Annotated in this window: 24 protein-coding genes and 1 tRNA gene; 15 read left to right on the forward strand and 10 right to left on the reverse strand. The window is 70.3% G+C overall.

Going from position 1 to position 25,215, the window contains the following annotated elements; all coding sequences use genetic code 11:
* The first annotated feature begins 108 nt into the window (after positions 1–108).
* The 3 genes from LAJ19_RS12110 to ubiE are packed head-to-tail and all read left to right on the forward strand — an operon-like array spanning position 109 to position 2,326.
* Positions 109–1,299: a BioF/Kbl family PLP-dependent acyltransferase gene (locus tag LAJ19_RS12110; protein ID WP_225476004.1), complete on the forward strand. Its 1,191-nt coding sequence runs from the start codon at positions 109–111 to the stop codon at positions 1,297–1,299.
* A gap of 11 nt (positions 1,300–1,310) precedes the next feature.
* Positions 1,311–1,550, forward strand: a complete 240-nt coding sequence (locus LAJ19_RS12115) for a GNAT family N-acetyltransferase (protein ID WP_225476005.1) — start codon at positions 1,311–1,313, stop codon at positions 1,548–1,550.
* Between the two features lie 56 nt (positions 1,551–1,606).
* A complete protein-coding gene (gene ubiE / locus LAJ19_RS12120) occupies positions 1,607–2,326 on the forward strand; it encodes a bifunctional demethylmenaquinone methyltransferase/2-methoxy-6-polyprenyl-1,4-benzoquinol methylase UbiE (RefSeq protein WP_225476006.1) in 720 nt (239 codons plus the stop codon).
* 62 nt (positions 2,327–2,388) lie between these two features.
* Here ubiE and LAJ19_RS12125 read toward each other — a convergent pair whose 3' ends face one another.
* Entirely contained in the window at positions 2,389–3,159 is a 771-nt protein-coding gene (locus LAJ19_RS12125; RefSeq protein WP_225476007.1) for a class I SAM-dependent methyltransferase, read from the reverse strand.
* A gap of 70 nt (positions 3,160–3,229) precedes the next feature.
* Here LAJ19_RS12125 and LAJ19_RS12130 point away from each other — a divergent pair, with 70 nt between their 5' ends.
* Positions 3,230–4,105, forward strand: coding sequence for a LysR family transcriptional regulator (locus LAJ19_RS12130; RefSeq protein WP_225476008.1), 876 nt, complete (start codon positions 3,230–3,232; stop codon positions 4,103–4,105).
* A 69-nt stretch (positions 4,106–4,174) separates the two neighbouring features.
* Here LAJ19_RS12130 and LAJ19_RS12135 read toward each other — a convergent pair whose 3' ends face one another.
* From LAJ19_RS12135 to LAJ19_RS12145, 3 genes are all read right to left on the reverse strand, one after another.
* Positions 4,175–4,930, reverse strand: a complete 756-nt coding sequence (locus tag LAJ19_RS12135) for a c-type cytochrome (RefSeq protein WP_225476009.1) — start codon at positions 4,928–4,930, stop codon at positions 4,175–4,177.
* Positions 4,931–5,023: 93 nt separating this feature from the next.
* A complete protein-coding gene (locus tag LAJ19_RS12140) occupies positions 5,024–5,380 on the reverse strand; it encodes an MGMT family protein (protein WP_225476010.1) in 357 nt (118 codons plus the stop codon).
* 32 nt (positions 5,381–5,412) lie between these two features.
* Positions 5,413–7,146, reverse strand: a complete 1,734-nt coding sequence (locus LAJ19_RS12145) for an N-acetylmuramoyl-L-alanine amidase (RefSeq protein WP_225476011.1) — start codon at positions 7,144–7,146, stop codon at positions 5,413–5,415.
* A 208-nt stretch (positions 7,147–7,354) separates the two neighbouring features.
* Here LAJ19_RS12145 and LAJ19_RS12150 point away from each other — a divergent pair, with 208 nt between their 5' ends.
* Positions 7,355–8,110: a DsbA family oxidoreductase gene (locus LAJ19_RS12150; protein WP_225476012.1), complete on the forward strand. Its 756-nt coding sequence runs from the start codon at positions 7,355–7,357 to the stop codon at positions 8,108–8,110.
* Between the two features lie 60 nt (positions 8,111–8,170).
* Here LAJ19_RS12150 and ftsH read toward each other — a convergent pair whose 3' ends face one another.
* Positions 8,171–9,976 carry an ATP-dependent zinc metalloprotease FtsH gene (ftsH, locus tag LAJ19_RS12155; protein ID WP_225523265.1) on the reverse strand — a complete coding sequence of 602 codons (1,806 nt, stop codon included), beginning with the start codon at positions 9,974–9,976 and terminating at the stop codon, positions 8,171–8,173.
* Between the two features lie 241 nt (positions 9,977–10,217).
* Here ftsH and LAJ19_RS12160 point away from each other — a divergent pair, with 241 nt between their 5' ends.
* Positions 10,218–12,026, forward strand: coding sequence for a stalk domain-containing protein (locus LAJ19_RS12160; protein ID WP_225476013.1), 1,809 nt, complete (start codon positions 10,218–10,220; stop codon positions 12,024–12,026).
* 158 nt (positions 12,027–12,184) lie between these two features.
* Here the strand turns inward: LAJ19_RS12160 and der are convergent, their stop codons facing one another.
* Complete coding sequence (der, locus tag LAJ19_RS12165) at positions 12,185–13,504, reverse strand: ribosome biogenesis GTPase Der (protein WP_225476014.1); 1,320 nt, start codon at positions 13,502–13,504, stop codon at positions 12,185–12,187.
* Positions 13,505–13,689: 185 nt separating this feature from the next.
* The gene (locus LAJ19_RS12170; RefSeq protein WP_225476015.1) at positions 13,690–14,103 is read right to left on the reverse strand and encodes a hypothetical protein; all 414 of its coding nucleotides are present in this window, start codon (positions 14,101–14,103) and stop codon (positions 13,690–13,692) included.
* A gap of 322 nt (positions 14,104–14,425) precedes the next feature.
* Between LAJ19_RS12170 and LAJ19_RS22095 the strand changes: the two genes are divergently transcribed.
* The 3 genes from LAJ19_RS22095 to LAJ19_RS12185 all read left to right on the forward strand — a co-directional run bounded on the left by LAJ19_RS22095 (position 14,426) and on the right by LAJ19_RS12185 (position 16,129).
* Positions 14,426–14,551 (forward strand): IS1/IS1595 family N-terminal zinc-binding domain-containing protein, encoded by a 126-nt coding sequence (locus LAJ19_RS22095; protein WP_225476016.1) that lies wholly within the window; start codon positions 14,426–14,428, stop codon positions 14,549–14,551.
* A 193-nt stretch (positions 14,552–14,744) separates the two neighbouring features.
* Positions 14,745–15,134 (forward strand): IS1 family transposase, encoded by a 390-nt coding sequence (locus tag LAJ19_RS12180; protein ID WP_225523266.1) that lies wholly within the window; start codon positions 14,745–14,747, stop codon positions 15,132–15,134.
* A gap of 125 nt (positions 15,135–15,259) precedes the next feature.
* Positions 15,260–16,129 (forward strand): sulfurtransferase, encoded by an 870-nt coding sequence (locus LAJ19_RS12185; protein ID WP_225476017.1) that lies wholly within the window; start codon positions 15,260–15,262, stop codon positions 16,127–16,129.
* Between the two features lie 34 nt (positions 16,130–16,163).
* Here LAJ19_RS12185 and xseA read toward each other — a convergent pair whose 3' ends face one another.
* The gene (gene xseA, locus LAJ19_RS12190) at positions 16,164–17,387 is read right to left on the reverse strand and encodes an exodeoxyribonuclease VII large subunit (RefSeq protein ID WP_225476018.1); all 1,224 of its coding nucleotides are present in this window, start codon (positions 17,385–17,387) and stop codon (positions 16,164–16,166) included.
* The gene (crcB, locus tag LAJ19_RS12195) at positions 17,384–17,737 is read right to left on the reverse strand and encodes a fluoride efflux transporter CrcB (RefSeq protein ID WP_432804247.1); all 354 of its coding nucleotides are present in this window, start codon (positions 17,735–17,737) and stop codon (positions 17,384–17,386) included. Before crcB ends, xseA begins: the two co-directional genes overlap by 4 nt.
* A gap of 61 nt (positions 17,738–17,798) precedes the next feature.
* On the opposite strand from crcB, the gene LAJ19_RS12200 reads away from it, so the two are divergent.
* Entirely contained in the window at positions 17,799–18,716 is a 918-nt protein-coding gene (locus LAJ19_RS12200) for a magnesium transporter CorA family protein (RefSeq protein WP_225476019.1), read from the forward strand.
* A 42-nt stretch (positions 18,717–18,758) separates the two neighbouring features.
* On the opposite strand, the gene LAJ19_RS12205 is transcribed toward LAJ19_RS12200, so the two are convergent.
* Positions 18,759–18,835 (reverse strand) — tRNA-Arg (locus tag LAJ19_RS12205).
* Positions 18,836–18,962: 127 nt separating this feature from the next.
* Between LAJ19_RS12205 and LAJ19_RS12210 the strand changes: the two genes are divergently transcribed.
* The 5 genes from LAJ19_RS12210 (at position 18,963) to LAJ19_RS12230 (ending at position 25,168) form a co-directional block, all read left to right on the forward strand.
* Positions 18,963–19,685 carry a roadblock/LC7 domain-containing protein gene (locus LAJ19_RS12210; protein ID WP_225476020.1) on the forward strand — a complete coding sequence of 241 codons (723 nt, stop codon included), beginning with the start codon at positions 18,963–18,965 and terminating at the stop codon, positions 19,683–19,685.
* A complete protein-coding gene (locus LAJ19_RS12215) occupies positions 19,682–21,289 on the forward strand; it encodes a hypothetical protein (RefSeq protein WP_225476021.1) in 1,608 nt (535 codons plus the stop codon). The genes LAJ19_RS12210 and LAJ19_RS12215 overlap by 4 nt, the downstream gene beginning before the upstream one ends.
* Complete coding sequence (locus LAJ19_RS12220) at positions 21,289–23,304, forward strand: coiled-coil domain-containing protein (RefSeq protein ID WP_225476022.1); 2,016 nt, start codon at positions 21,289–21,291, stop codon at positions 23,302–23,304. The genes LAJ19_RS12215 and LAJ19_RS12220 overlap by 1 nt, the downstream gene beginning before the upstream one ends.
* 78 nt (positions 23,305–23,382) lie before the next feature.
* Positions 23,383–23,832: a tRNA (adenosine(37)-N6)-threonylcarbamoyltransferase complex ATPase subunit type 1 TsaE gene (gene tsaE / locus LAJ19_RS12225; protein WP_225476023.1), complete on the forward strand. Its 450-nt coding sequence runs from the start codon at positions 23,383–23,385 to the stop codon at positions 23,830–23,832.
* A 136-nt stretch (positions 23,833–23,968) separates the two neighbouring features.
* Positions 23,969–25,168 (forward strand): acetate kinase, encoded by a 1,200-nt coding sequence (locus LAJ19_RS12230; protein ID WP_225476024.1) that lies wholly within the window; start codon positions 23,969–23,971, stop codon positions 25,166–25,168.
* The last annotated feature ends 47 nt before the right edge of the window (positions 25,169–25,215 follow it).

Genomic DNA, 25,215 nt, shown 5'->3' on the forward strand with positions numbered 1-25,215 from the left:
CACGGCGCGGGAACCCATGACGTCAGGAGGGCGCCGCTCTCTGTGGCGCCACCCGGGAACGTCTGTTGCGCCCGGACGACGCCAGCCACACCCGCATAGACTGCCGGTATGTCCACTTCCCTGTCCGAACGCCTGAGTCAAGAGCTCGGCAGCCTGCGCGAGTCGGGCCTGCTGATCCACCCCCGTGTGCTGGACGCCCCGCAGCGTGCCCGCACCACCGTGGACGGCCGCGCCGTGGTGAATCTCGCCAGTAACAACTACCTGGGCTTTGCGGACCACCCCGCCCTGAAAGCCCGGGCCGCCGAGTACCTGCAGAAGTGGGGCGCGGGCGCCGGCGCGGTGCGGACCATTGCCGGCACGCTGCGGATCCACGAGGACCTGGAAGAGCAGATTGCGCAGTTCAAGCACACCGGGAGCGCCCTGGTGCTGCACAGCGGCTTCACCACCAACCAGGGCGTGTTGGGTGCCCTGCTGAAAGAAGGGGACCTGGTGGTCAGTGACGAGCTGAACCACGCCAGCATCATCGACGGGCTGCGCCTGACCAAAGCCACCCGCAAGGTGTTCAGGCACGCCGACCCGGCCGACCTGGAGCGCGTGCTGCGCGAGAATCCCTGCGAAGGTCTGGTGATGGTCGTCACGGACGGCGTCTTCAGCATGGACGGTGACCTGGCGCCGCTGGATCAGCTGGTGGCTGTGGCGCGGCGCTTCGGGGCGGTCACGTACGTGGATGACGCGCACGGCAGCGGCGTGATGGGCGAATCAGGCCGTGGCACCGTGCATCACTTTGGCTTTGAGTACGCCGACGACGTGATTCAGGTGGGCACGCTGAGCAAGGCCTGGGGGGGCGTGGGCGGGTACGCGGCCGGGCACGCGAACCTGCGCGAACTGCTGATCAATCGCGCCCGGCCGTACCTGTTCAGCACCGCGCAGCCGCCGGCCGTGGTGGGCGCACTGGCTGCCGCGCTTGATGAGGTGCAGCGCGACCCCACCCTGATGAAGCGCCTGTGGGACAACACCCGCTTCTTCAAGGCGGAACTGGCGCGTCTGGGCTTTGACACGTTCGGGAGCGTCACGCCGATCACGCCCGTGATTTTCGGGGAGGCGCCCGCCGCGTTCGAGGCGAGCCGCCGCCTGTTTGACGAGGGGATCTTCGCGGTGGGTCTGGGCTTCCCGACCGTGCCCCGCAACCTCGCGCGTATCCGCAACATCGTGACAGCCGAGCACACGCGCGACGACCTGGAGAAGGCCCTGGGGGCCTACGAGCGCGTGGGCCGCGCCCTGGGCACCATCGGCGGGTAGTCACTGCCCGCGTGTGGGCGGCTGCCTGGGGAGGCAAGGACGGTAGGCGCGCCTGGCCGGGCGTGCTGGCGCGCAGTCTGACCTGGGTGACCGCGCACGACGGCGAGACCCTGACCGGGTTCGTGAATGTCGCCTGGGACGGTGGCGCTCACGCGTTCCTGCTGGACACAACGGTGCACCCGGTGTGGCAGCGACGCGGTGTGGGCCGTGAACTCGTGCCCAGCGCCGCCGGTGTGCGGCAGCGGAGGTGACGCGCGGGCAGGACGCTTCCGGTCCGTCCCGCTTCCTGCGTCCTATCATGCCCCTCATGACGAAGCGGCCGCCGGTGGGCGACAAGCAGGACAAGGGCCGGGACGTGCAGGCGATGTTCGCCAGCATCGCCCCGCGTTACGACCTTCTGAACCGGGTCCTGAGCCTGGGCGTGGACCGGGGCTGGCGCCGCGCCGCGGCGCAGGAGGCCCTGGCGCTGCACCCGGCGCGGGTGCTGGATGTGGCGACCGGCACGGCGGACTTCGCCCTGGAACTCAAGCGCCGCGCCCCGCAGGCCGAGGTGACCGGCAGTGACTTCGTGCCGGAGATGCTCGCCATCGGGCGGGAGAAGGCCCGCGCCCGGCACCTGCACATTGCGCTGGAGGAAGGGGACGCCCTGAACCTTCCCTACCCCGACGGGAGTTTCGATACGGTCACCTGCGCGTTCGGCTTCCGGAACTTCGCGGATTACGCCCGGGGGCTTGCTGAGTTTCACCGGGTGCTGGCGCCGGGCGGCCGGGCCGTGATTCTGGAGTTCCCGCCGCCCGCGCCGGGCGTGTTCGGGCAGGTGTTCCGTTTCTACTTTCAGCACGTGCTGCCGCGCGTGGGTGGCCTGATCAGCGGGAATGCCGGGGCGTACTCGTACCTGCCCGAGAGCGTGCTGGCCTTCCCGAACCCCGAGCGGCTGGCGCAGCTGATGCGCGCTTCGGGGTTCCGCACGCGCTACCGTCTGCTGACCTTTGGGATTGCCGCGATTCACGTGGGTGACCGGCTGTAGGGTCCGGGCCGCGGCCATCCGGGCCAGGCGCGGATCACCGGCCCGCCCGTGCCGCGGGGTGGTCAGCTGCGGGCGGGTTTGTCCAGGCGGACGACCAGCATGGGTTCAAGGTGCGCGATCAGTTGCCCTTCAGGGTTCAGAATCAGGCCGGCGCGCGCCTGATCGGCGGGGCTGAGGGCCGCGGCGTGCGCCTGCAGGCGCTGCACTGTGTCCGGCGTGCAGCCGCTCTGCGCGGTCCACCAGTCGAACGCCAGGCGGTAGGGCACGGTGGTGGCCGGTCCCCACGTGAACCCGGCGGCCTCACTGAGGGTGCGCCACGCGTCGGCGGTGCGCTGCGTGTGGTGGCTGGGGTCGCGCAGGTGCTGGTAGGTGTCCGTCCAGGCCTGCAGGTCGGGCGCCGGACTGATCTGGTCGGCAATCACCAGCCGGCCACCGGGGCGCAGCACCCGCCAGGCTTCACTCAGGAAGCGGTCCAGATGCTGAAAGTGATGCGGAGCGTGCCGGGAGGTCAGCAGCGTGAACTGCGCGTCCGGGAAGGGAAGCGCCTCGGCGGAACCCGTCATGAACGCGGCGTTGCGCACGGCCTCGCGTTCCGCGCGGGCGCGGGCGTGCGCCAGCATGCCTTCGGCGACGTCCAGGCCCGTCACGTGCCCGGCGTGAGCGGCCAGGGCCAGGGCGGTGTTCCCGGTTCCGGTTGCCACGTCCAGGGCCGTGTCGGCCGGCGTGGGGGCCGCGAGGTTCAGCAGCACCGGCAGGCTGGGCCCGGCGCGGTGAACCTCGCTGGTGGCGTACTTGTCGGCGTGGGCGTTGAACTGCTGGGCGCTGCTGGTCATGGGGTCAGTGTGCGCCGCGCTGCGCATCACCTCAAATCATGAAAGCGGGGTGGTGGTATAAGTCAGACTGATGGCTTCACTGGACGCATTCCGGGTGTTCGTGGCGGTGTACCGCGCGGGCACTGTGACCGGCGCGGCGCGGGAACGGCACCTGACCCAGCCTGCGGTGAGTGCGCAGCTCGCCGCGCTGGAGGCCCGCGTGGGGGAGCGGCTGTTCACGCGGACGCCGCGCGGCATGCGGCCCACCGAGCGGGGTGAGCAGCTGTACGCGCAGGTGGCCGACGCCGTGGACCGCCTGGACGGCGCCGCCCGTGACCTGCGGCTGCCCTGGCCGCAGCGGCGGCCCCTGCGGCTGGGCTGCCCGCCTGAATTTCTGCAGGGCTTCGTGCTGCCGCGCCTGCACCCGGGCGCGCCGGACCTGCACGTCACGCTGGGCGGCGCACGGGAGCACCTGACGCTGCTGGAGGCGGGCCGGCTGGACGCCCTGCTCACCCCGGAGCCGCTGAGCAGCCGCGCGGTGACCGAGTGGGCCCTGCTGGACGTGCCGTTCGTCCTGATCGGCCCGCCTGACTGGCCTGCCCTGCCGGCCGACGCGGCGGGCGAGTGGCTGAATGCCCGGCCCTGGGTGAGTTACAGCGTGGACCTGCCGGTCACGCGCCGTTTGTTCACGCAGACGTTCGGCGTGCGCTTCGCGGCGCCTCAGGCCCTGATCGTGCCGGACCTGCGGGCGGTGGTGCGGGCTGTGCAGGTGGGTCTGGGGGCCAGCCTGACGCCCCTGTTCGCGGCGCAGGAGGCCCTGGCGGCCGGGCAGGTGCGTGAACTGCTTGACGTGCGCGCCCTGGTGCCCACGCAGCGCTGGCGGCTGCTGTACCGCCCGGCGGATGAGGCTCAACCGGCGCTGCAGGCCCTGGCGCGGGCCCTCAGCGCGCCGCCGGTCCGGTCCTGAAGGCCCAGGGGACTGGCCTGCCAGCGCAAAGCGTCCCGCCCGGGCCTGGCGGGACGCTTCCCGGGTGGGTTACTGGGTCTTGATCCAGGCCTGAATGTCCGCGATCTGCGCGTCGCTGAGCTGCTGGGCGCTGAAGCGGGGCATGACGGGGGCAAGTTCACGCTCGGGGGTACGCCCTTCACGCAGGGTGGTGGTGAACTGCGCCAGAGTCCACGCCTTGGGGCCGTCGGCCGTGACGAGGCTGGGGCCGATCTGCCCCTGGGCCTGGGCGCCGTGGCAGCCGGCGCAGTTGCTTGCAAAGATCGTCTGGCCGGATTCGGCGCTGCCGGGAGCCTGCTCGTCGACCGTGCCGCTGTCGTCGGGGGTGCCTTCGGTGGCGGCCGTGGCGCCGCCGTTGGGCACGCCCGGCTGGGGGCCGTCGTCACTGTCGGGGTTCGCGCCGGTGTCCATGTTGCTGTTGGAATCGCCGCTGCTGCCCAGGTCGCGGCTGGCGGTGGTTGTGGTGCCGTTCTTGCCTTCGCCCCCGGCGTTCTGCTGGGCGGCGTTCCCACCGTTGCCACTGGCGTTGGCGGTGTCATTGCCCTGGGCGTTGCCTTTCTCCCCACTGGCGGTGCTTTCGCCGTCCAGGGCGCGGCTGGTGCCGCTGCCGGGCGCGCCGTTGTCTTCCTCGGCGGCCTGCGCGCCGGTCGTGACGGCCTGCGGGGTGGCCATCAGGCGGGGCGTGACGATCAGCAGGGCAATGCCCAGGATGACGCCCAGCGTGACGCCCAGGGCCCAGGAGGCCACGCTGCCTGCCGTCCAGCGTCCGGTTCGCGTTCCATTCATACGGCGAGCATACCGCCCGGTCAGGAGCGCGTCCTGCCGTGTCAGCGTGAGCTTTTCTTCATGCTGTGCCGCGCTTGCCCGGGACGCGCCGGGTTACAGCAGGGGGGGTGGGGGCGCGGCGCGGTCCCCGTCGGGCCACCATTGCAGGCGGCTCAGGTCGCAGCGGCCCTGCGCGTCAAACACGACACCTTCGGTCCTGAGGAGGTTCTCCTGCATGTCCCCAAAGCCGGCTTTGTGGGTGCTGACCTGGCCCTGCGCGTTGATGACGCGCTGCCACGGCAGGTCGCTGCCGCCGGCAAGGCTGTTGAGCACGAACCCCGCCTGCCGGGCTGCGCCGGGCTGCCCGGCCAGCAGGGCCAGCTGCCCGTAGGTCATCACGCGCCCTTCGGGAATGCGGGCCACCAGGGTCAGGACGCGCTCACGGAAGCCGGGCGGGGCGGAGTCGGTCATGGGTGCATTGTGCCAGAGGGGGGCCTGGGCGGTCAGCGGCGCCGGGCGTTCAGGCTCGCGGCGTCGGTCGTCTGGTCGGCGGTCACGCCGGTCACGAGCGCCTCGCGGATGCCCTGCGCGATGCCCAGGGCGACGCGGTCAAGGTAGTTGCTGTCTTTCAGGTTCAGACCGTCGACCGGGTGGCTGGCAAAGCCGATCTCCACCAGCGCGGCGGGCACGCGGCTGTTGCGCAGCACGCTCAGCGACTGGGTGTTTTTCAGGCCCTGGTTGAACGCGCCGGTCTGCTCCACCAGCCGGTTCTGGATCAGGGCGGCCAGGGCGCTGCTCTGGGGGTGGTTGGGGTTCCACCAGGTTTCCACGCCGTAGCCGCGCAGGGCGTTCCTGGCGTCCATGGCGTTCACGTGGATGCTCACGAACAGCTGCGTGCCGGGCGTGCCCATCGCGGCGCGCATCTGCAGGTCCACGTTCTTGACGGTGTTCAGTTCCCGGTCACTGTCGCGGGTCAGGACGACGTCCACGCCGGCGGGGGCCAGCAGGTCCCGCACGCGCAGGGCGACCGCCAGCGTCACGTCCTTCTCGATGACGGACCCGACGGCGCCAGGGTCGCGGCCGCCGTGCCCGGCGTCAATGACCACGCGGGGTTTCATGAAATTGGCGCTGAAGGCCAGCAGGGCGGTGCCGCGCGTGGCGGGAATGGGGGCGACGGCCTGCAGGTCGCGGTCTTCCGGGCGCAGCGGGGTCAGGTCGGCCAGGGCCGGGGACAGGTCGATTGCGAGGCGGGCGGTGTCGCCCGTGGTGGGCGGCAACAGCTGCGCGCGCCAGCCGCTGCGGTCGCGGGTGGCGGTGGCGGTGCTGAGGCTCAGGGTGCCGCCCTGCGCGCCGGGCGTGAAGTTCCAGCTGCGCAGTTCGGGGCTGATGTTCGCGCCGCTCTGCGCGGTGAGGGTCACGCCGGTCAGGGTGATGGTCAGGCCGGTCTGGCCGGTGCTGATGCGGTAGCTGGCACCGGGAGGCAGATCCAGCACCACGCGGGTCTGACCTGGGCTCTTGCCGATGCGGGGCGCGCTCAGCTGGGCGGCGCGGGGCGTGCCGGGCGCGGTGCCCTGCAGGGCGCTGGGCTGGGCGGGGTTCGCGCCGGGCAGCACCGGGGCGGGGGGCAGGGTGGGGCCGCTGCGGACCTGATCGCCGGGCGGCAGGGTGCCGGGCAGGGGGGTGTTCAGGACGGCCTGCGCGGCGGCACTGGTGGGGGCGCTGGCAAGCACGCGGCCCTGCAGGCCGGCGCTGGCGCCGCCACTGACGCCGGCGCCGAGTTCAAGAATCAGGACCCGGTTGCCGGTGGCGATGGTGGCTTCACTGGCGCGCCACCCTTCGGTGGGGGACAGCGGGTAGGGGGTGATGAGGGTGGCCTGGCCGCCGCCGGCGCGGTACTCGGTGATGTGATCGCTCAGCCGGGCGGTGACGGAGGGCAGCACGCGGGCCCCCTGGATGTCGACGCGCAGGCCGGTGAAGGTGGGGGTCAGGGTGTAGGTGACGCCGCGGGGCAGGTCGAACACGACCCGTGTGGCGTTGCCCTGGGTGTTGAAGCGCGGTTCGCCGAAGGTGGCGGTCTGAACGCCGGTCAGGGTGATGGGTGTGGTGGGGGTGCCCTGCAGGCTGGGGGTGGCGGCGCCGGGCACGGCGCGCGTGAAGGGATCGCCGCTCTGGGCAAAGCTGCCGGTCGCGACCGTGAACAGCAGGCCAGATGAGAGGAAGATGGCTGTTCGCTTCATGTGCCTTTTACTGTACGTGAAGGTGGTGAGAACTCCGGGCTTGGCCTCATGCTGGTGTCGTCAGTCTAAAGGGTGATCTGGTCGGCCTTTTTGCCTGCCGCTCTCATAAGTGGGCCGTGTAGCTCGGGCCCTCATGAGGCGAGCTGGCCCATCGGGACTTTGTGCGTTCGACCATGCTTTACTTTCCAAAGCATGACATCATCGGGTCATGAGCGCCCCCTTCACCCCCTCCAGCCCCGACAAGCTGCGCGTGGACATCTGGTCCGACGTCGCCTGCCCCTGGTGCTACATCGGCAAACGCCGCCTGGAACGCGCCCTGGACGACTTTGCCCACAAGGAGCAGGTTGAGATCGTCTGGCACGCCTTCGAACTTGACCCCAGCACCCCCGCCGAGCATCCCCAGACCATGCGCGACACCCTCGCCCACAAATACGGCCGCAGCCCCGCCGAGGCGCAGGGCATGATGGATCACGTCACCCGCACCGCCGCCCGCGAGGGCCTGACCTACCAGTTCGAGAAAGCCCGGCTGGGCAACACCTTCCTGGCGCACCAGTTGATTCATCACGCCGCCCTGCACGGTCACCAGGACGCCATGAAAGAACGCCTCCTGCGCGCCTACATGAGCGAAGGTGAACTCATGAGCGACCTGGACACCCTGGTTCGCCTGGCTCAGGAGACCGGCCTGGACGGCAGCGAGGTCCGCGCCGCGCTGCAGGAGGGCCGCCACGCCCAGGCTGTCCGGCAGGACGAAACCCAGGCGCAGGCGCTCGGCATCAGTGGCGTACCGTTCTTCGTGCTGGGCGGCAAGTACGGCGTCAGTGGCGCTCAGGACCCCGCCACCCTGCTCGGCGCGCTGAATCAGGTGTGGCAGGAAACGCACCCCGCGCCCCTGACCCTGCTCGGCGCCGCCGCGCCCGCTGACGGCTGCGACGACGGCCAGTGCGCCGTTCCCGACCGCACCTGACGCTCAAAGGCAGAGGGGGAAGTCAGCGTGACTTCCCCTCGTCTCATTGCGCTCAGCCCATCAGGCAGGACCGGGGGTCAGCTGACCACTGGGGGCCGGCCCGTCCTCACCACGGCCCGGTACCTCCACCGGCGGCAGCGTTCCACCGGCCAGCACCAGCTGGAGTTCCTCACCGCTGAGACTCTCACGCGCCACAAGCTCATCGGTCAGGCGGTGCAGCACGTGCGAGTGCTCACCCAGCAGCTCCACGGCCCGCTCGTACTGCCCGTTCAGAATGCGCGCCACCTCCACGTCAATCTGCGCGGCCGTGTGATCGCTGTACACGCCCTGCTGCGGCCCGTACCCCAGGTAGTTGCCGCTGTCCTGCGCCAGGGCCAGCTGCCCCACCTCACTCATGCCCCACTCGGTGACCATGCGCCGCGCGATGCTCGTCGCCTGCTGGAAATCGTTCGCAGCGCCGGTCGTGACCTGCCCGGTGGCGACCTGCTCGGCCGCGTGCCCCGCCAGCGCCACGCAGATCCGGTCCAGCAGCGCCGCCCGCGTGTGGTGCATGCGGTCTTCCGGGGTGTACAGCGCGCTGCCCAGACTGCGGCCACGCGGCACAATCGTCAGTTTATGGGCCTTGTCCGCGTGGGGGAGGAGCTGGGCGGCGAGGGCGTGACCGACCTCATGGTAGGCGGTGACCTTGCGGTCGGCCTCACGCACCACCAGCGAGCGGCGCTCCGGCCCCATCAGCACCCGGTCGCGCGCTTCCTCCACGTCCCGCCCCACGATCCGCGTGCGCCCCGAACGCGCCGCCTGCAGCGCCGCCTCGTTCAGCAGGTTCTCCAGGTCCGCGCCCACCATGCCTGCCGTGCGCCGCGCGATCACGCCCAGGTCCACGCTGGCGTCCAGCGGTTTCTTGCGCGCGTGGATGCGCAGGATCATCTCCCGGCCCCGCACGTCCGGCGCGTCCACCACCACCTGCCGGTCGAAGCGCCCCGGGCGCAGCAGCGCGGCGTCCAGCACGTCCGGGCGGTTGGTGGCGGCCAGGATGATCACCTCCTGCCCGCTGGAGAAGCCGTCCATTTCCACGAGCAGCTGGTTGAGGGTCTGCTCGCGCTCGTCGTTGCCGCCCTGCATGTTCACGCCGCGTTTGCGGCCCACCGCGTCGATCTCGTCGATGAACACGATGCACGGCGCGGACTTGCGGGCCTGTTCGAACAGGTCGCGCACGCGGGCGGCGCCCACGCCGACGAACATCTCGACGAAGTCACTGCCGCTGATGCTGAAGTACGGCACGCGGGCCTCACCGGCGACGGCTTTGGCGAGCAGGGTCTTGCCGCTGCCGGGAGGACCGACCAGCAGCACCCCGTGGGGAATGCGGGCGCCGAGCTGGTGGTAACGTTCCGGCTGGCGCAGGAAGTCCACGACTTCCTGCAGGTCCTGCTTGGCCTCGTCGCAGCCGGCCACGTCGTTGAACGTCAGCTTGATCTGCCCCTCGGCAATCACCGCCGCCCGCGACCGGCCGAAGTTCCCGGCGGCGTCCGAACTGCTGCTCTGCCGGCTGCGCAGCAGCAGCACCACCAGGCCCACAATCAGCGCCACGGTCAGCAGCAGGCTCAGGGCGCCCAGCACACTCAGCCGCGACGGCGCCGCGTACGAAACGTTCACGCCCCGCGCCTGCAGGGCGTCCACGGTCAGCAGCGGATCGGCGGCCAGCGTCCGCGTGCGGTACGGCGCGCCGTCGAGGTCGCCGGTCACGACGGCCGTGCCGTTCTGGAACGTGATGTTCGCCGTGCTCACCTGCCCACGCGACAGGGCCGACGCAAACGCCGTCACGTCCAGCTCACCGGCCTGCGAACGCGGCCACAACAACCACGCCATCACCACCGTTACCGCGAGCGTGGCTGCCACCCACAGCCACGGCACACGCTTCACACGGCCCCCCTGACAACAGGGAACAGCGCCACCCGAACCGCCGGCCTGAGACTCATGCCCCAGTGTATGCCGCGCCCCTGCACATGGACTGCAACGCACCCCATCAAGTCACCGCCTGGACCTTCAGGAAGCGGTCACCTTCACACAGGGGCAGACACCCGTCAGGTTCACGCGGCATACTCAGCGGATGCGTTCTGACCGGCCCCTCCTCCTGCGCTCTGCGCCCACACAGCGCTTCCGAACGGCGTTCCTCTCCCTGCTTGGCCTGCTCACGCCGCCCCTCACGGGCGGCGCGCCGCTGCTGGCGGCCACCAGCCTCAGCCGCGCCCACGCCGCCCAGCCCACCCTGGGCTCCGTGCAGCTCACCTTCACGGTGGATGACCCCAGCGTGTACGTCAACGGCCTGCCCACCCAGCTGAGCGCGCCGGCCCGCCTGATCAGCGGACGCACCATGCTGCCGCTGCGGGAAACGGCGGCGCTGCTCGGCCAGCCTCTGCCCGGCAGCGGCGCGCAGGTGCAACTCGCGCGCCTGAGCATCGACACGCGCCTGAACACCGCGGCCCTGAACGGCGCGGCGCAGCCCGCCGGTACCGTCGCTACCTTCGCAGGTGTGCTGTACGTCAGCGTCCGCACCCTCGCCGACGCACTGAACGCCAACCTGAGTGCCGATGACGCCGGGCGCACCTTTACGCTCACCGCGCTGCGCGACGGCGGCAACCCCCTGATCCCCCAGGCGCGCTTCAGCACCGACAAGAACGTGTACGCCCCCGGGGAGCGCGTCGTGTACACCGAGTACCCCTTCGACCCGGACGGCGCCGACATCACCGCCCGCCGCTGGACCGGCCGGCAGGACGTGTACTTCCAGCCCGGCACGTACACCGTGACCCTGACCGTCACGAACAGCCGCGGCCTGCAGAGCCAGCCGTTTACGCGCACCATCCGCGTCGAGGGCAGCCCCGTCGACACGCCCCTGACCTACGCCCTGAAGTACGCGCAGCCCGGCGACGCCTTCCCCGACCCGCACGTCCTCAACTACCCGTCCGCGCTCGTGACGCCGCAGGCCGGCCCCAGCTACCCGCTGCTGTTCAGCGACAGTCCCGAAATTCCCGACCAGAACGGCATCCTGTACCAGGACAGCGTCACGGGCCGCGCGCGCCTGCTGGGCTACCACCTGAACGGCCTGGGCCGCACCGCCCGCCTGTACGTCCTGGCCCGCAACCTCGAAAGCCGCCCCGTGGAAGTCCGCAGCGAACGCCTGGGCGAAACTGCCCCCACCCGCCTGGAAAGCATCCTCGGTCAGGTCACCCTGCTGGAATACTTCGCGTCGGCCAGCAGCGCCGCGCTTGCCCTCGCCCCGGGCCAGACGGCCGCCGTGTACGCCAGCCCCACCCTGAAACCCGGCAGCGGCGTGAACGTCATGCAGGACCTCAGCACGTCCGGCCGGGTGGAACTCACGTTCGTGATGCTTGAAGACACCCTGCCCCCCACCCCGCAGGTCACGCAGCAGCTGCCGTACCTGAAAAGCGACGGCCGGCACGTGCGGGGCACCTTCCCGGACGCCGTGCGGACCCTGCGCGTCACCCTGAGCGCGCTGCCCACCCGCCTGATCATCGGTGACGGCCGCGTGGACCCCGCCCTGACCGGCACGGACGCCCTGACCGGCCAGGGTGTGCGCCTCAGCGGCAACTACGGCGTGCTGTACGACCTGGAAGTCAACGGTGCGGCCGGCACCGCCGTGGCCCTCAGCCCCCGCGGCGGGCTGTACCGCGGCGCCATGAACATCCAGGACGGACCCATCACGCAGACCATCAAGCTGCCCCGCACCGGCAACGCCCTGAAACCCGACGAGCCCGTGCTGCTGTGGCGCGCCCAGAGTGACCGTCTGAACATCGACTTTGTGCCCAGCAGCGGCAGCAACCTGCCCATCAGTCTGGTGTTCTACCGCACCCGCCTGGCAGACGGCCCCAGCGGCGTCACCAAAACCTACCAGCCCTGAGCGCCGGCGTTCAGGGGGACGTGACGCCACCATACGCCGTGCCCCCAGGAGTAGAAGCCGGGCAGGTCCAGGGGGGCCGCACCGGCCTGAGGCGAGGCGCACCCCTGCAACGCAACACGAAGCCCCCGCCGATGCGGGGGCTTGCGCGGCGAGGGGGGTTACTCCTCGTCGTCTTTCTTGCCTTTCTTGTACGGCCCTTTTTCCTTCCACTTCAGGCGCACCGGAATTCCGGCGAGCTGCAGGTCCTCGCGGATCCGGTTCTGAAGGAAGCCCTCGTAGGCGCGCGTAACGAAGTCCGCCCGGTTGCAGAAAATCGCGAAGGTGGGCGGCGCCGTTTCCACCTGCGTCATGAAGTACATCTTCAGTTTCTTCCCGTGGAAGTTCGGCACGGACTGCCGCATCTGCCAGACTTCCAGCCAGCGGTTCAGTTCGCTGGTGGGAATGCGGCTCTGCCACTTCTCGTGCAGTTTCATGGCCTCGGCCAGCATGTCGTGAATGCCGTACTCGTTCAGGGCACTGGTGTACACACGCGGCGCGTACGAGATGTGATGCAGCTTCTGGCTGAGGTCCTTCTCCGCACGCTTGAGTTCCTCGTCGGGCACGAGGTCCCACTTGTTCACCACGACAATCACAGGTTTCCCGCTGTCGTAGGCGAGGTTCGCGAGTTTCAGCTCATGATCCCCGAGGTCCCCGGCATTCACGACCAGCCAGATCAGGTCGCTGCGCTCAATGGCGGCCTGCGAACGCTGAATCGCGTAGTCCTCAATGGCGGTGTCGGGTTTCTTGCGAATCCCGGCCGTATCAACCAGCACGAAGCGCTGCCCGCCGTAATCCCACTCGACGTCCAGGGAATCACGGGTGGTGCCGGGCTGGTCGGCCACGATGGCGCGGTCCGTCTGCGTGATGGCGTTCAGGAGGCTGCTCTTGCCCACGTTCGGCCGGCCGATCAGGCTGATGCGGATGGGAGCGATCTCCGGGACGTCCTCGGTGTCCTCGGGCAGGTGCTGCATCACCCGGTCCAGCAGGTCGTCCAGGCCGCGGGCGTGCTCAGCGCTGATGGCGACCGGGTCCCCGAAACCCAGCCCCCACAGCTCAGCCATATGCACCTCGTGCTTGGGACTGTCGATCTTGTTCGCGGCAATGATCACGGGTTTCCCCAGGCGCCGGAGCCACTCGGCCACCTCGTAGTCGGCGGCGCTCAGGCCCTCGCGGGGGTCCAGAACGAACATCACGACCTGCGCTCCCTCCATGGCCCACTCGGCTTTCTGCCGGATGGCCTCCTCCCACTCGTCCCCGCTCCACAGTCCCCCTGTGTCAATCAGGGTAATGCGGTGGTTGTGGTACAGCATCAAGCCTTCCTTGGCGTCACGGGTCACACCAGGGAAATCTGCGACCACCGCCTCCCGGCGGCCGATCAGGCGGTTGAACAGACTGGACTTGCCGACGTTTGGTCGGCCGACAATGGCAACTTTATGCATGGTGACGCTCCTTGTACGGTGTCGGTTCCACCCCGGGCGCCATGGGGGGTTCCGCCGAAACGGCCTGCGCCTCACGGTGAGGGGGCCTGCGACAGGAGAGTCTACCGCACCGGGTGTGTGGCCGGGGGAATGCAGTGCACAGTGGCCGGGCCCACCCTCGGGTGGGCCCGACGCGGGATCTGACTTCAGTCCACGGGGTTCAGGACCGTGTCGTCACAGGGCATGAACCATTTCGAGCCGCCGAAGCCGCCGCTGCTGCCAGCGCGGGTGAAGCCCAGCACGCCGGTCGTTCCCGCGATGTTCAGCGTCAGCGTGCCGCCGCTGCGAACGTTTCCGCGCGGGACGTCCGCCCAGGTGCCCTTGACCACGTTGCCGCTGCGGGTACCGTGAAAGACGTTGGTCCAGGTTTTTCCGTTGTCGCTGCTCAGGCCCACCCACCACACCTGCGTGCCGGCCTGCCGCACGTAGTACGTGCCGCCGTCGTTGGCGCGCCACACGCCGTTCAGGTCGGGAGGTGCGGCGCACAGCGCGGAAGCTGCGCCGGGCAGCGCACACAGGGCGAAAGTCAGCGTCACGAGGCGGGGCAGGGAGTAGGTCATGGTGGTTCCTCCTGGGAGAGTGATGCACCCAGAGGGTAGAAAACCCGGCATGATCACCCCATGATCGCCAGCACGCACCAGCAAGCAACTCACTGATCAGAGTCGATGGTTCAACAGAATGACGTGTTCTGACGGGGGAGGAAAGGCCAAAGAACGGTCTGAAAGTGATGCCAGCCATGCCTGGCATTCAACCGTCCCGGTCACTGGCCCTCCCATGCGGGGAAACGCTCCAAACACAATGCCCTCATAGCCCGCCAGGCGAGTGGCACACCGCACAGTGGCCGGCCGTGGATTTCTGAGCAGGACGGGTACCTCATGAGGCATGAGGGGTCTGGGGTGTCCGCAGTGCGGTGCCGCCCGCATCGTCAGAAACGGCCATCCCCATACCGGCAAGCAACGGAACCTGTGCCGCAGCTGTGCCCACCCGTTCATGCCGCACCCGGCCTGACAGCGAATTCCGGCTGACACGATCGCCCTGGTGCACCGGTTGTTGACCGAACGTTCTCCCACCGCGGCGTCTGTCGGGTCACCGGGGTCAGTCGCTCCTGATTCCGTCTGCACCTCACAAGGTTGAGCCACCGCGTTCCACACGGCGTTGATGACCCGCTGTCCCCAGCAGCAAACCAGCACCCTTGAAGGGGGTGCTGGTTTGCGACGAGGCATGCACGTTCGTGAGCAGCCATCAACGGTCGCGCTGGCTCTGGCTGGCCATGAACCGGCACACCCGACGATCTGTCGGATGCTTCCTCGGTCAGCACGACACCCTTGGCGCGTACGGGCTGTGGCACAGTCTGGACACACCGCACCTGAACGCGGTCTGTCATACCGACCGCCTGACTCCATACAAAAGTGCCGTGTTGGGGAAGCTGCACCGCAGTGGTGGGACTCAGCAGCTGGAGCCCTGCAACGCGACCTTGCGCGCCCGCCTGACCCATCTGGTGCGCCGTTCCCTGGCCTTCAGTCGCCGCCAGGCGCCTGTCGAAACCGTCGTCTGGCTCTTCATCCATCACGACAACGCGTCATGCCCCTGAACCGTCGACCAGCCACTGCATACCCTTGACGAAGGCTGCATTCGACGCTATATTTATTTTATCACCGTCCGAGAAGGGCGGATTTTTTGTTGTGTTTCAGCCGGGCCCGGGGTGTAGCCTGCAGTATGCCCGAGCTGCCCACCCCGCTGGTTTCTGTTTCCTGGCTTCTGGCGAACCTGGACCACCCGCAGGTACAGGTCCTGGACTGCCGGTATGCCCTGAGCGATCCGCTGACTGGCCGTATTGCGTACCTGGAGGGGCATGTGCCCGGCGCGGTGTACGCCGACCTGGAAACCGACCTGAGCGGCCCGGTGCAGTCTGAGGGCACGGGTGGTCGTCATCCCCTGCCGGACCCAGCCACGCTGGCCGCGTGGCTGGGCAGCGTCGGCATCGGGAACGACAGCCTGATCGTGTGCTATGACGACCCCAGTGGCGGGCAGGGGTTCTATGCGGCGCGGGCGTGGTGGCTGCTGCGCTGGTTGGGGCACCGCCGTGTGGCGGTGCTGGACGGTGGGTGGCCCGCCTGGGTCAGGGCGGGCGGCGCCACCAGCGCGGACGAATCTACGTTTTCTCCAGTCACCTTCACGCCGGACGTTCAGTCTGAACTGGTGGCCACGGCGGCAGATGTTCAGGCGTTTGCACCCGGCACCTTGTTGATTGACTCGCGGGCGCCCGCCCGGTACCGGGGTGAGGTGGAACCCATTGACCGCAAGGCGGGGCACATTCCCGGCGCGGTGAACCGGGACTGGTCAGGGGCGCTGGATGAACGGGGACACTGGCTGGGCGGCGCCGAGCAGGAGGCGCGCCTGAACGCCGGGGCCGCGGCGACTGTCACGTACTGCGGCAGCGGCGTGAGCGCCACCCCGAACCTGCTGGCGCGGGAGTTGGCGGGTGTGCCGCTGGGCGCACACAACCGGCTGTACGCCGGGTCGTGGAGTGACTGGATCAGTGCTGACCGGCCAGTGGCGACCGGCGAGGAGGGAGGCCAGTCCTGACCTGAAGGTGAACGGCGGCGTGTCGGGGGGCCGCTCAGGCTTCGGTGCTGCTGGTCGGCTGGGCGCTGACCTGGACGCTGCCGTCCGTGAACTGAAGAGTGAGGGTTTCGCCGCCCTGAACCTGCGCGGCGCGGGTGACTGGCTGACCGGCGGGGCCGCGCACGAGGGCGTAGCCGCGCGCCAGGGTGCGTTCGGGGGTCAGGCCGAGTGCCTGGCGCATCAGGGCGTCAACGCTGGCCGCCGCGTGGTCGGCCTGGCGCGCGGCGGCGCTGCGGGTCCGGTCCATGGTCCAGAGGGTGCCCGCTTCGGCCTCCACGAGCACCTGCGCGGCGTGCGTGCGGATGGTGCGTGTGTCTTGCTGGGCCTGCGCGGCGGCCTGCGTGACGGTGCGGACGATCAGCGCGGCGGCTTTGCTGGGGGTGTCCACGCGCACGCACGCCACCTCGTCCGGGAGGGTGTCGTCCCGCGCGTGCCCCAGGCCGGTGATGACGGGCGCGGGGAAGGTCGCCAGGGCCCGCGCGAAGGGCAGGTCGTTCAGCCACGCGAGGTCCGTCACGGCCCCTCCACCGCGAATCATGACCAGGGCGTCGAGCGGTTCGTGTTCATGCAGGGTGCGGGCTTCGTGTACGGCCCGCAGCAGACTGGGCGCGGCGTCGCGGCCCTGAAAGGTGGCTTCCAGGTACAGGGGGTGGAGGACCCCCACGGCTTCAAGCGGGTCGATGTCCCGGCGGAAGTCGCCCAGGCCGGCCGCTTCGCGCGGAGCGATCACGGCGAAACGCGCGTAGTCGGCGGGTGGGGGCAGCAGGCGGTTCAGGCCGTACACGCCTTCGCGGACCAGCGTCTCGCGGGATTCCGTGAGGCGCAGCGCGGCGTCCCCGAGGGTGTACTCCGCGGAGAGGTCAAGCACGTTCAGGGCGAACCCGTACTGCTCGTGAAAGGTGGCTTCGCAGAACAGCAGAACCTTCAGGCCGGCCGTAAGCGTACCGCCGGTCGCGCGGCGGAATTTGCCTTCCAGACTGAACCGCTCACGCGCCCAGACGGTCGCGCGGCAGCGGGCCACTTCGCCGGCCTCGCCGGTCTGCACGAGGTCCAGGTACAGGTGGCGCCGGTCGGTGACACTGGCAATCTCGGCGCGTACCCACACGGCGCCGGGCACGCCGCGCGCAATCACCTGCCCCACGTACGCGAGCAGCTCGGCGAGGTCCAGGAACTGTTCGGGCGGGCGGGTCGCGTCGGTCTTCTTCCGGCGGCGCGTCACAGGCGCGCTCCCAGGGCGCGCCCTGCCAGGGCCGCCAGGACGCCCAGCGTGAGGCTCAGGGTGACGTACAGCAGGGCCAAGCCGATCTGCCCGCGCGTGAGCAGGGTGTCCACATCCACGCTGAACGTGCTGAAGGTCGTGAACGCCCCCAGCACGCCCGTTCCGAACGCCACGCGCGCCACTTCCGGCCACACGCCCCGGCCCACCAGGGCCACGGTCAGCCCCAGCAGGAACGACCCCAGCAGGTTGATCAGCAGCACCGCCACGGGAAAGCCCGTCCGCAGCGCCAGGGGCGCCAGCGCCAGCTGCGTGCCGTACCGCGCCGCGGCGCCCAGCGCGCCGCCTGCCATCACCCACACCCACGCGTTCACCCTCACAGGATAGGGCCCGGCGTCTGGCATGCTGCGGGTCATGATTCAGGCGCGGCGGCTCAGCAGCGGGGAGGAGTTTCCCTGGCAGGGGGAAACGCAGGACGTGTGGGTGGACGCGCAGGGGGTCACGCCGGACGAGGTGAGCGCCCTGCGCGCCGCGTTTCCTCTGAACCGCCTGGCGCTGGAGGACGCGCTGGAACAGGGGCACTGGAGCCGCGCGGAAGTGTACCCGGAGCACGCGTTCATTACGGTCCGTTCCTACGCCCGGCCGCAGGAGACTGATGAGTTCACCGAGCGGCTGAGTGTCTTCACCTTCGAGCGCGCGGTCCTGACGCTTTCCAGCAGCGGTACGCGCGCGCTGACCGGCGTGTGGGCGCTGACCGGCCGGGAGAGCGTGAACACCGCGCAGGAAGTGACCTACGAGCTGCTGGATCACACGGCCGATACCTTTTTCACCGCGGCTGACGCGCTGGAGCAGCAGGTGGACGCCCTGGAGGAACGCGTGTTCCAGCGGCAGCGTCAGAATCCCGTGCCGGATGTGTTCGAGCTCAAGCGCGTGGCGGCCCAGGCGCGCCGCCTCGCCACGGACGCCGGTGAGGCCACCGCCCTGATCGGCCGCCACGCCCACGGTACGCCCGCCGATCTGGTGCGCTACCGGGACGTGCAGGACTCCTTTACGCGCGCCGCGGGACGTTTTGAGGGCCTGCGGGACATGCTGACCAGCCTGCTGGACCTGCACCTGAACCTGCAGAGTCAGCGCATGAACGAGGTCATGCGCACGCTCACGGCGGTCAGCGTGGTGTTCCTGCCCCTGACGTTCCTGGCGGGCGTGTGGGGCATGAACTTCGAGCACATGCCCGAACTGAGAAGTCCGTACGGGTACGCGCTCGCGTGGGGCAGTTTCCTGCTGATCGGCACCTCCCTGGCCGTGACCTTCAAACGGCGCGGCTGGTGGTAAATCAGTTGGTCCCCGCACCCAGAAGAGGCGGGGACCTGATGGTGGTGCACTCGCCGCGATTCGAACGCGGGGCCTGCCCCTTAGGAGGGGGCCGCTCTATCCAGCTGAGCTACGAGTGCCGAAAGGCCGGTTCCGGCGCGCACGGGAGTATAGCAGCCCCGCCGGGTGCACGTCACGGCGGGCCTGATCCCCCCGCATGAGACAAAAATGTAAGTCGGACGCTTTTATACTCCCTTGAGGTCCCCCATGACGAACGCTGTGTACACCATGACCGTCCGCGCCCTGTCCGGGGCTGTGTCGGAACGGGCTGCTGAAACAATGCTGCGGGCGGTGCTGCGTGAGCAGAACCTCCTGCCGGAAACCGTGAGCGCGCAGGAGATGCAGCGCGTGCTGTCCGGGCCGCTGCTGGCGCGCCTGGGCGCCGTGATGCCTGCCGCGCGCGCGCGCAAGGAACTGCTGAGTCTGTCCGCGCAGATGGAAGCGCAGTACCCGAAGGCGCCGACCCTGTTCACGCAGAACGTGCCGCAGGCCACCTGGGACGACTCGGCCGACGACACCGAGATGTGGGAAGACCTGGGCCTGGGTGCCGACGACTTCGAATTTGACGACCCGGAGTACGCCTCGGGGCCGTCAGGGCGGCAGTACAACCTGAGCAGCACCCTGGATCAGGACAACCTGATTCAGACGCTGGCCCGACTCAATGGCGTGCAGGGCGTCATGGTGTGCCGCGCGAACGGCGAGGTGCTGCGCGTGCGTGCCGTGCGGGAAGCGACCGGCCTGGCGGGTGTGGTGGCGGCCAGCGCCATGCTGTTCCAGAAGCGGGCGCTGCGGCTGCTCTCCGCGGACCTGGGGGGGCAGACGGTGTGTGTGTGCCCGCTGGGCGAGTACTGCGTGGCCGTGATCGCCAGTTCGCAGGCGAACGTGGGGCGGCTGCTGGTGGAACTGAAACAGGTTCAGGTGGTCGCGTGACCCGCACCGCCCGGCTGGCGCGGTTCGTGACGCTCAGTGTGGCGCTGGGCATCAGCGCAGCGGGCGCGCAGAACCTCGCGGCGTACACCGCGCTGGCCAGCAGTCTGGAGGGCGCGGTGCAGGCGCGCGCCACGTCCGCCCAGGCGGCCCTGACGCGCCTGGACGCGGCGGGACAGGCACTTGAGCAGCTGGCGCCCACGCTGCGCAACCAGCAGATCGTGAGCGGCCTGAAAGACGCCCTGGGGGCCAGTCGCGCGGCGCTGGCGCGCACCCCGGCCGAGCTGGAGGCGCAGGTGCTGCTCGCGCGCGGCCTGATGCGCAAGGCGCTGTACGACCAGAGTCTGGTGGTGCTGGCGGGCACGCCGGCCAACGCGGACGCGCAGCTGCGTGTCCTGGCGCGCGAATTTGGCCTGACAGGCGCTGCGGCGCAGGCCCTGACGCAAGACGCCCGTGGTGGCCACCTGGAGCGCGCGGCGTGGCGCCTGCAGCGCGCGGCGGCGCAGAAGGTCAGCGCGGCGCTGCAGACCACGCAGGCGCAGCAGAGCACCGGATCGTACGTGAATCTGGCGCGCGCCACCAGCTGGTTTACGGTGGTGCAGGACGCCTCCGGCGTGGGAACGCTGCGCCTCTCGCAGTTCGGGGACGCGCTGCGCCAGCTGACTGCTGGGGACACCGCGGCGCTGTCCGCTTCCCTGGTCACCCTGCGGGCCGGCACGCAGGCGTTCACGCAGGCGCTGGCCACGCCCCCCGCGGTGGCGGGCACGCCCGCCACGCCGCCTCCCTCCGGGTCAGCCACGGCGGCGCAGAAGCCGCCGGTCACGCCTTCCCCGCCCGCCGCCACGTCCGGCAGGGCCGCGCCGTCTGCCGCGCCAGCCACCGGCAGCGCGGTGGCCGGAGCTCCAGCGGTGTACGCCGCGCTGGGCCGGGCCCTGTCGGCCACCAGCCACGCGGACGGCGCGGCGGCCCGCGCGGCCCTGCAGGACGCCGCCGCACAACTGGCGCGCGTGGGCACGCCCCTGCGGGACACCGCGGAATTCCAGCACCTGCAGCGGGCCCTGAACGGCGTGCAGGACCGCAGGGCCCTGCGGCCGTCGGATGTGCAGGCCCTGATCGGCGGGCTGGCGAACGCCGAGCGGGCCGCGGCGGGCGAACGGGTCAGCGCGCTGGACGGCGCGTCCATGGGCACGGCCGGGTGGTTCAGCGGGTGGCTGCGCGTGCTGATCTTCACGCTGCTGGCGGCGGCGGTGGCCGTGCCGCTGTACCTGCTGAATCTCGCGTTCGGGGGCCGCAACACGTTCTGGCGGGCCATCATGGCGGGCTTGAGCCTGCTGCTGCTGCCCCTGGTGCTTGAAGGCCTGTTCGGGCTGCTCGGCGCGCTGGGCGATCTGTTCGGCGGTGGGCTGCTGGCGTCGTTCACGAACCTCACTCTCACGCAGGGCGCGTACGCCCTGCCGATCTGGACGCTGCTGGCGGCCGGGGCGCTGGGCCTGCTGGCCTTCGGGTTCCGCGGCCTGTGCCAGCAGTTCGGACTGCTGGGAGACCAGTCGGGCAGTCAGAGCAACCCCATGCAACACACCGTCATCGACTGGGATGAGGACCTCTGATGGCCAGTCTGCACCGCCTGCCCGTCCAGATGCTGGGGGACCTCGTGTCTCCCCGCGCGCTGGAACGCATTCTCCACGAGGCCGCCCAGACGCGCGGCTCCACCCTCGAACTTCTCGACGCCAGCGCCCTGGAAGACATCCTGAAAAAGGAGGTCTTCAAGCGGCTGCAGCTGAGTGTGCCTGCTCCCCTGGCGAAAAAGCGTGTGTCGGAGGTGCTCGGCGAGCTGCTCAAGGCCACGCAGGAACGCATGCTGCCGGCGCAGGGCAGCCTCCTGCCCGCGCTGGAGGAAGGTGCCCGGCGCTTCTCGCTGTACTTCGACTGGCCCGAAACGCAGCGCCTGCGCGGCGTGCTCACCGTCGCCCGACAGGAGGAGAAGGACGGCCGTGACCTGACGGACCTGGTGCGCGAAGCGCAGAACCTGATCGACACCATGGACCGCCGCCTGCAGGAGGGCCTGATCGAGCAGGGTCAGGACCTCGCGGAACTCAAGGCGTCCTTTCCCCGCGTGCAGAGTATGGGCGGCAAGGACGTGCGCCGCCTGGACACCCTGATCGCTCAGATTGAAGAGGCGCAGAAGCAGGGCACCCTGCTGCCCGGCGAGGTCGAGCGGGCGCGGACCATCACCTTCAACCTGCGCAAACTGCTGGAGTCGTCGGTGGTGCAGACCGTGCAGGCCACGGACAGCCCCGCCATCCCGACGTCCGCTACCATTCTTGACCCTGAGGCGCAGGCGCGCGTTCTGGCGCTGGAGCAGGAGCACGCCGCGCAGCAGCTCCACAGCCTGGAACGCGAGCACGGCACCCTGCTGCAGGACCGCCCGGACCTGCGCGAACAGCACGACCGGCTGCGCGCCCTGCACGGTCAGGCGCAGCTCACGGCGGAACTCGTCGAGGACTGGCGCGGCCAGCTGCAGCTGGAACGCGAACGCACCCTGAGCGAGCAGCGTGCTCAGCTGACTCGCCTGGAGGCCGGCCTGGCGCACGCCACAGCCACCGCCGACATGCGCATCGCGCTGGACTCCGCCCGCCACCTGCTGGACAGCGGCAGCCTGGCCACCGACGAACTGCACGAACTGAACAGCATGCAGGCCGCGCTGGACGCCGGCGTGAACGCCGCGGCGCAGCTTGAGGCGCAGCGCGAACTGCTGGACATTGAACGCTCGGCGCGCAACGTGCCCGGCGCCAGCGCCGAACTTGCCCCGCTGATCACCCAGGCCCGCGCCCTGCTCGCCCGGGATGGCAGTGTGGACACCGCCGAACTGTGGGCGCTGCTTGAACGCCGCATGGGCGCGGCCGCGCAGGAACGCGAGGACTTCGACAGCCGCGCCGACCGTGTCATCCGCGAGTACGACACCGTTCGTCACCTCGCCGGCGAAACCACGCAGCGCCTGGGCCGCCTTGCCGAAACGCTGCGTGCCCAGCGCCGCCTGGGCCGCATGAGCGCCCAGGCCCGCGAACGCTACGAGCAGACCCTCGTGGACGCCGAGGCCCTGCTGGCCGAAGCGCACGCCGAGTACCGCGCCGCGCAGGAAGTCACGGCCACCTTCGGTCAGGACGCCCTGAGCGGTCTGCTGGACGTGTTCGACTTCCAGGAGGGCAGCCTGCTGGACACCAGTCCCGGACAGGCGCCCGCGCCCAGCAGTCCGTTCGGTTTCACCTTGACGGAGCCCACGCCGTCTGCCGCAGCGCCGGCCGCGTCCCTGTTTGACACGCTGCGCTCCGCAGCCCCCGCCTCCCCCGCTCCGGCTTCCCCCGCGCCCGGGGAGCCCGTGGACACCTGGGTGGTCGCGCAGGGGCAGATTCAGCACGGCGCGCACACCCTGGCCGCCCAGGGCATGGCGACGTTGCTGCAGCAGGCCACCGCGCTGGGCCTGCAACGCCTGGATATGGGGGACAGCACCCACGTCTGGTCGGCCCGCAGCACCACGCCCGGCGAGTGGCGCCTGGGGCGCGCCCCGAGCTGGGCGGACCTGGACGAACAGGTGGGCCCCTGGCTGGACACCGGCCAGGCCTGACCCGGGGCCCCACACCGGCGCCGTGATCTGTGCGGGGCCGCTGTGCGCTGGGCCGCCGCGCCCGGCATACTGCCCCGTATGAGCCTCTCCTCCGCCCTTCCCCTGGCGCCCGGCGAGACCCGCGACCTGCGCGGCCTGCCTGAACAGCAGGCCCTGGGGGCCGCGCTGGCGGCCGCCCTTGTGCCCGGCAGTGTCCTGTTCCTGGAAGGTGAACTGGGCGCCGGCAAGACCAGTCTCACGCAGGGCCTGGTGGGCGCCCTGGGGTTCACGGCGCCCGTGACCAGCCCCACGTACGCCCTGATCAACGCGTACCCCACCCCGCAGGGGCAGGCGCTGCACGTGGACGCCTACCGCGTGCGCGACGTGAACGAACTGTACGAGATGGACCTGGAGGACCTGATCAGCCGCAGCCGCGTGAGCATCATTGAATGGGGGGAGGGCCTGTACGGCGATTATCCTGACGCGCCTATCCTGCGCCTGGACCACGTGCCTGACCCTGACGTCCGGCGGGTGACCCGCCGGCGCTGAGCCGGTCCACCTGCCGCGCACGACGGCGGGGGGCTGCTGCGGCGGCTCCGCAGAGGGCGGCGCTGGCCGTCTGCCCTGAGTTTGGGTTTCCTTGGTGGGGGCTGCCCGTGCGGCGGGGCACTGTCAGAATGGAGGCATGTGGACTCTGGTGCTGAATTGCGGGTCAAGCAGCGTGAAATTCGCTCTGCTCGACGTGCAGGGGGGACAGGTGCGCCTGTCGGGGCTGGCCGAGCGGCTGGGGTCGGCAGGCGCCTCGGTGCGGCTGGAGGTGGACGGCGCGCGGCGCACCGCGGACCTGGGGGGCGGCAGTTACGCCGAGGCGTTCGCGGTCCTGGCAGGCACGCTGGAGGAGATGGGCGTGCGCGCCTCGGTGAGCGCCGTGGGGCACCGGGTGGTGCACGGTGGGGAGCGGTTCAGTGCGCCGGCGCTGATCACGCCGGAGGTGCTGGAGGAGGTGCGGGCCTGCGTGCCGCTGGCGCCGCTGCACAACCCGGCGAACATTGCGGGCATCGAGGCGGCGCGCCTGGCGTTTCCCGGCGCGGCGCACGTGGCGGTGTTCGATACGGCGTTTCATCAGTCCATGCCGGAGGCTGCGTTCCGGTACGCGGTGCCGGAAGACTGGTACCGGCAGCACGGGGTGCGGCGGTACGGGTTTCACGGCACCAGCCACGCGTTCGTGGCGGGCCGCGCGGCGCAGCTGCTGGGCCGGCCCGCCGCGGAGCTTAATCTGGTGACGGCGCACCTGGGGAACGGGTGCAGCGTGTGCGCGGTGCAGGGTGGACGCAGCGTGGATACGAGCATGGGGCTCACGCCGCTGGAGGGCCTGGTGATGGGCACGCGCAGCGGGGACGTGGACCCGGGACTGCATGATTTCATTGCGCGGCAGGCGGGGCTGAGTCTGTCGGAGGTGACGGCCGCCCTGAACCGCGGGAGTGGGCTGCTGGGGTTGTCGGGCCTGAGCAACGACATGCGGGAGCTGGAGGAAGCGGCCGGGCGCGGGCACGTGGGGGCGCGCCTGGCGCTGGAGGTGTTCGTGCACCGCCTCGCGAAGCAGATGGCGGGCATGGCGGCCGCGATGGGCCGCGTGGACGGACTGGTGTTCACGGGCGGCATCGGGGAGAACAGTGCGTTCGTGCGGCGCGCGGTCCTTGCGCGGCTGGGGGTGCTGGGGGCCCAGGTGGATGACGCCGCGAACGCGGCGGCCGTGCGGGGGCAGGGGGGCGTCATCAGCCCGCCGGGTGCCCTGGCGGCGCTGGTGGTGAACACCAACGAGGAACTGATGATCGCGCAGCAGACGCAGGCCCTGCTGGCCGAGCAGGCGGGGGTGAGCGCGTGAGCCGCCGTCCGGCCGCACTCGTCACGGCTGCTGGCGCCGCAGGTGAG

This window comes from Deinococcus taeanensis (assembly GCF_020229735.1).
Taxonomy (GTDB): domain Bacteria; phylum Deinococcota; class Deinococci; order Deinococcales; family Deinococcaceae; genus Deinococcus; species Deinococcus taeanensis.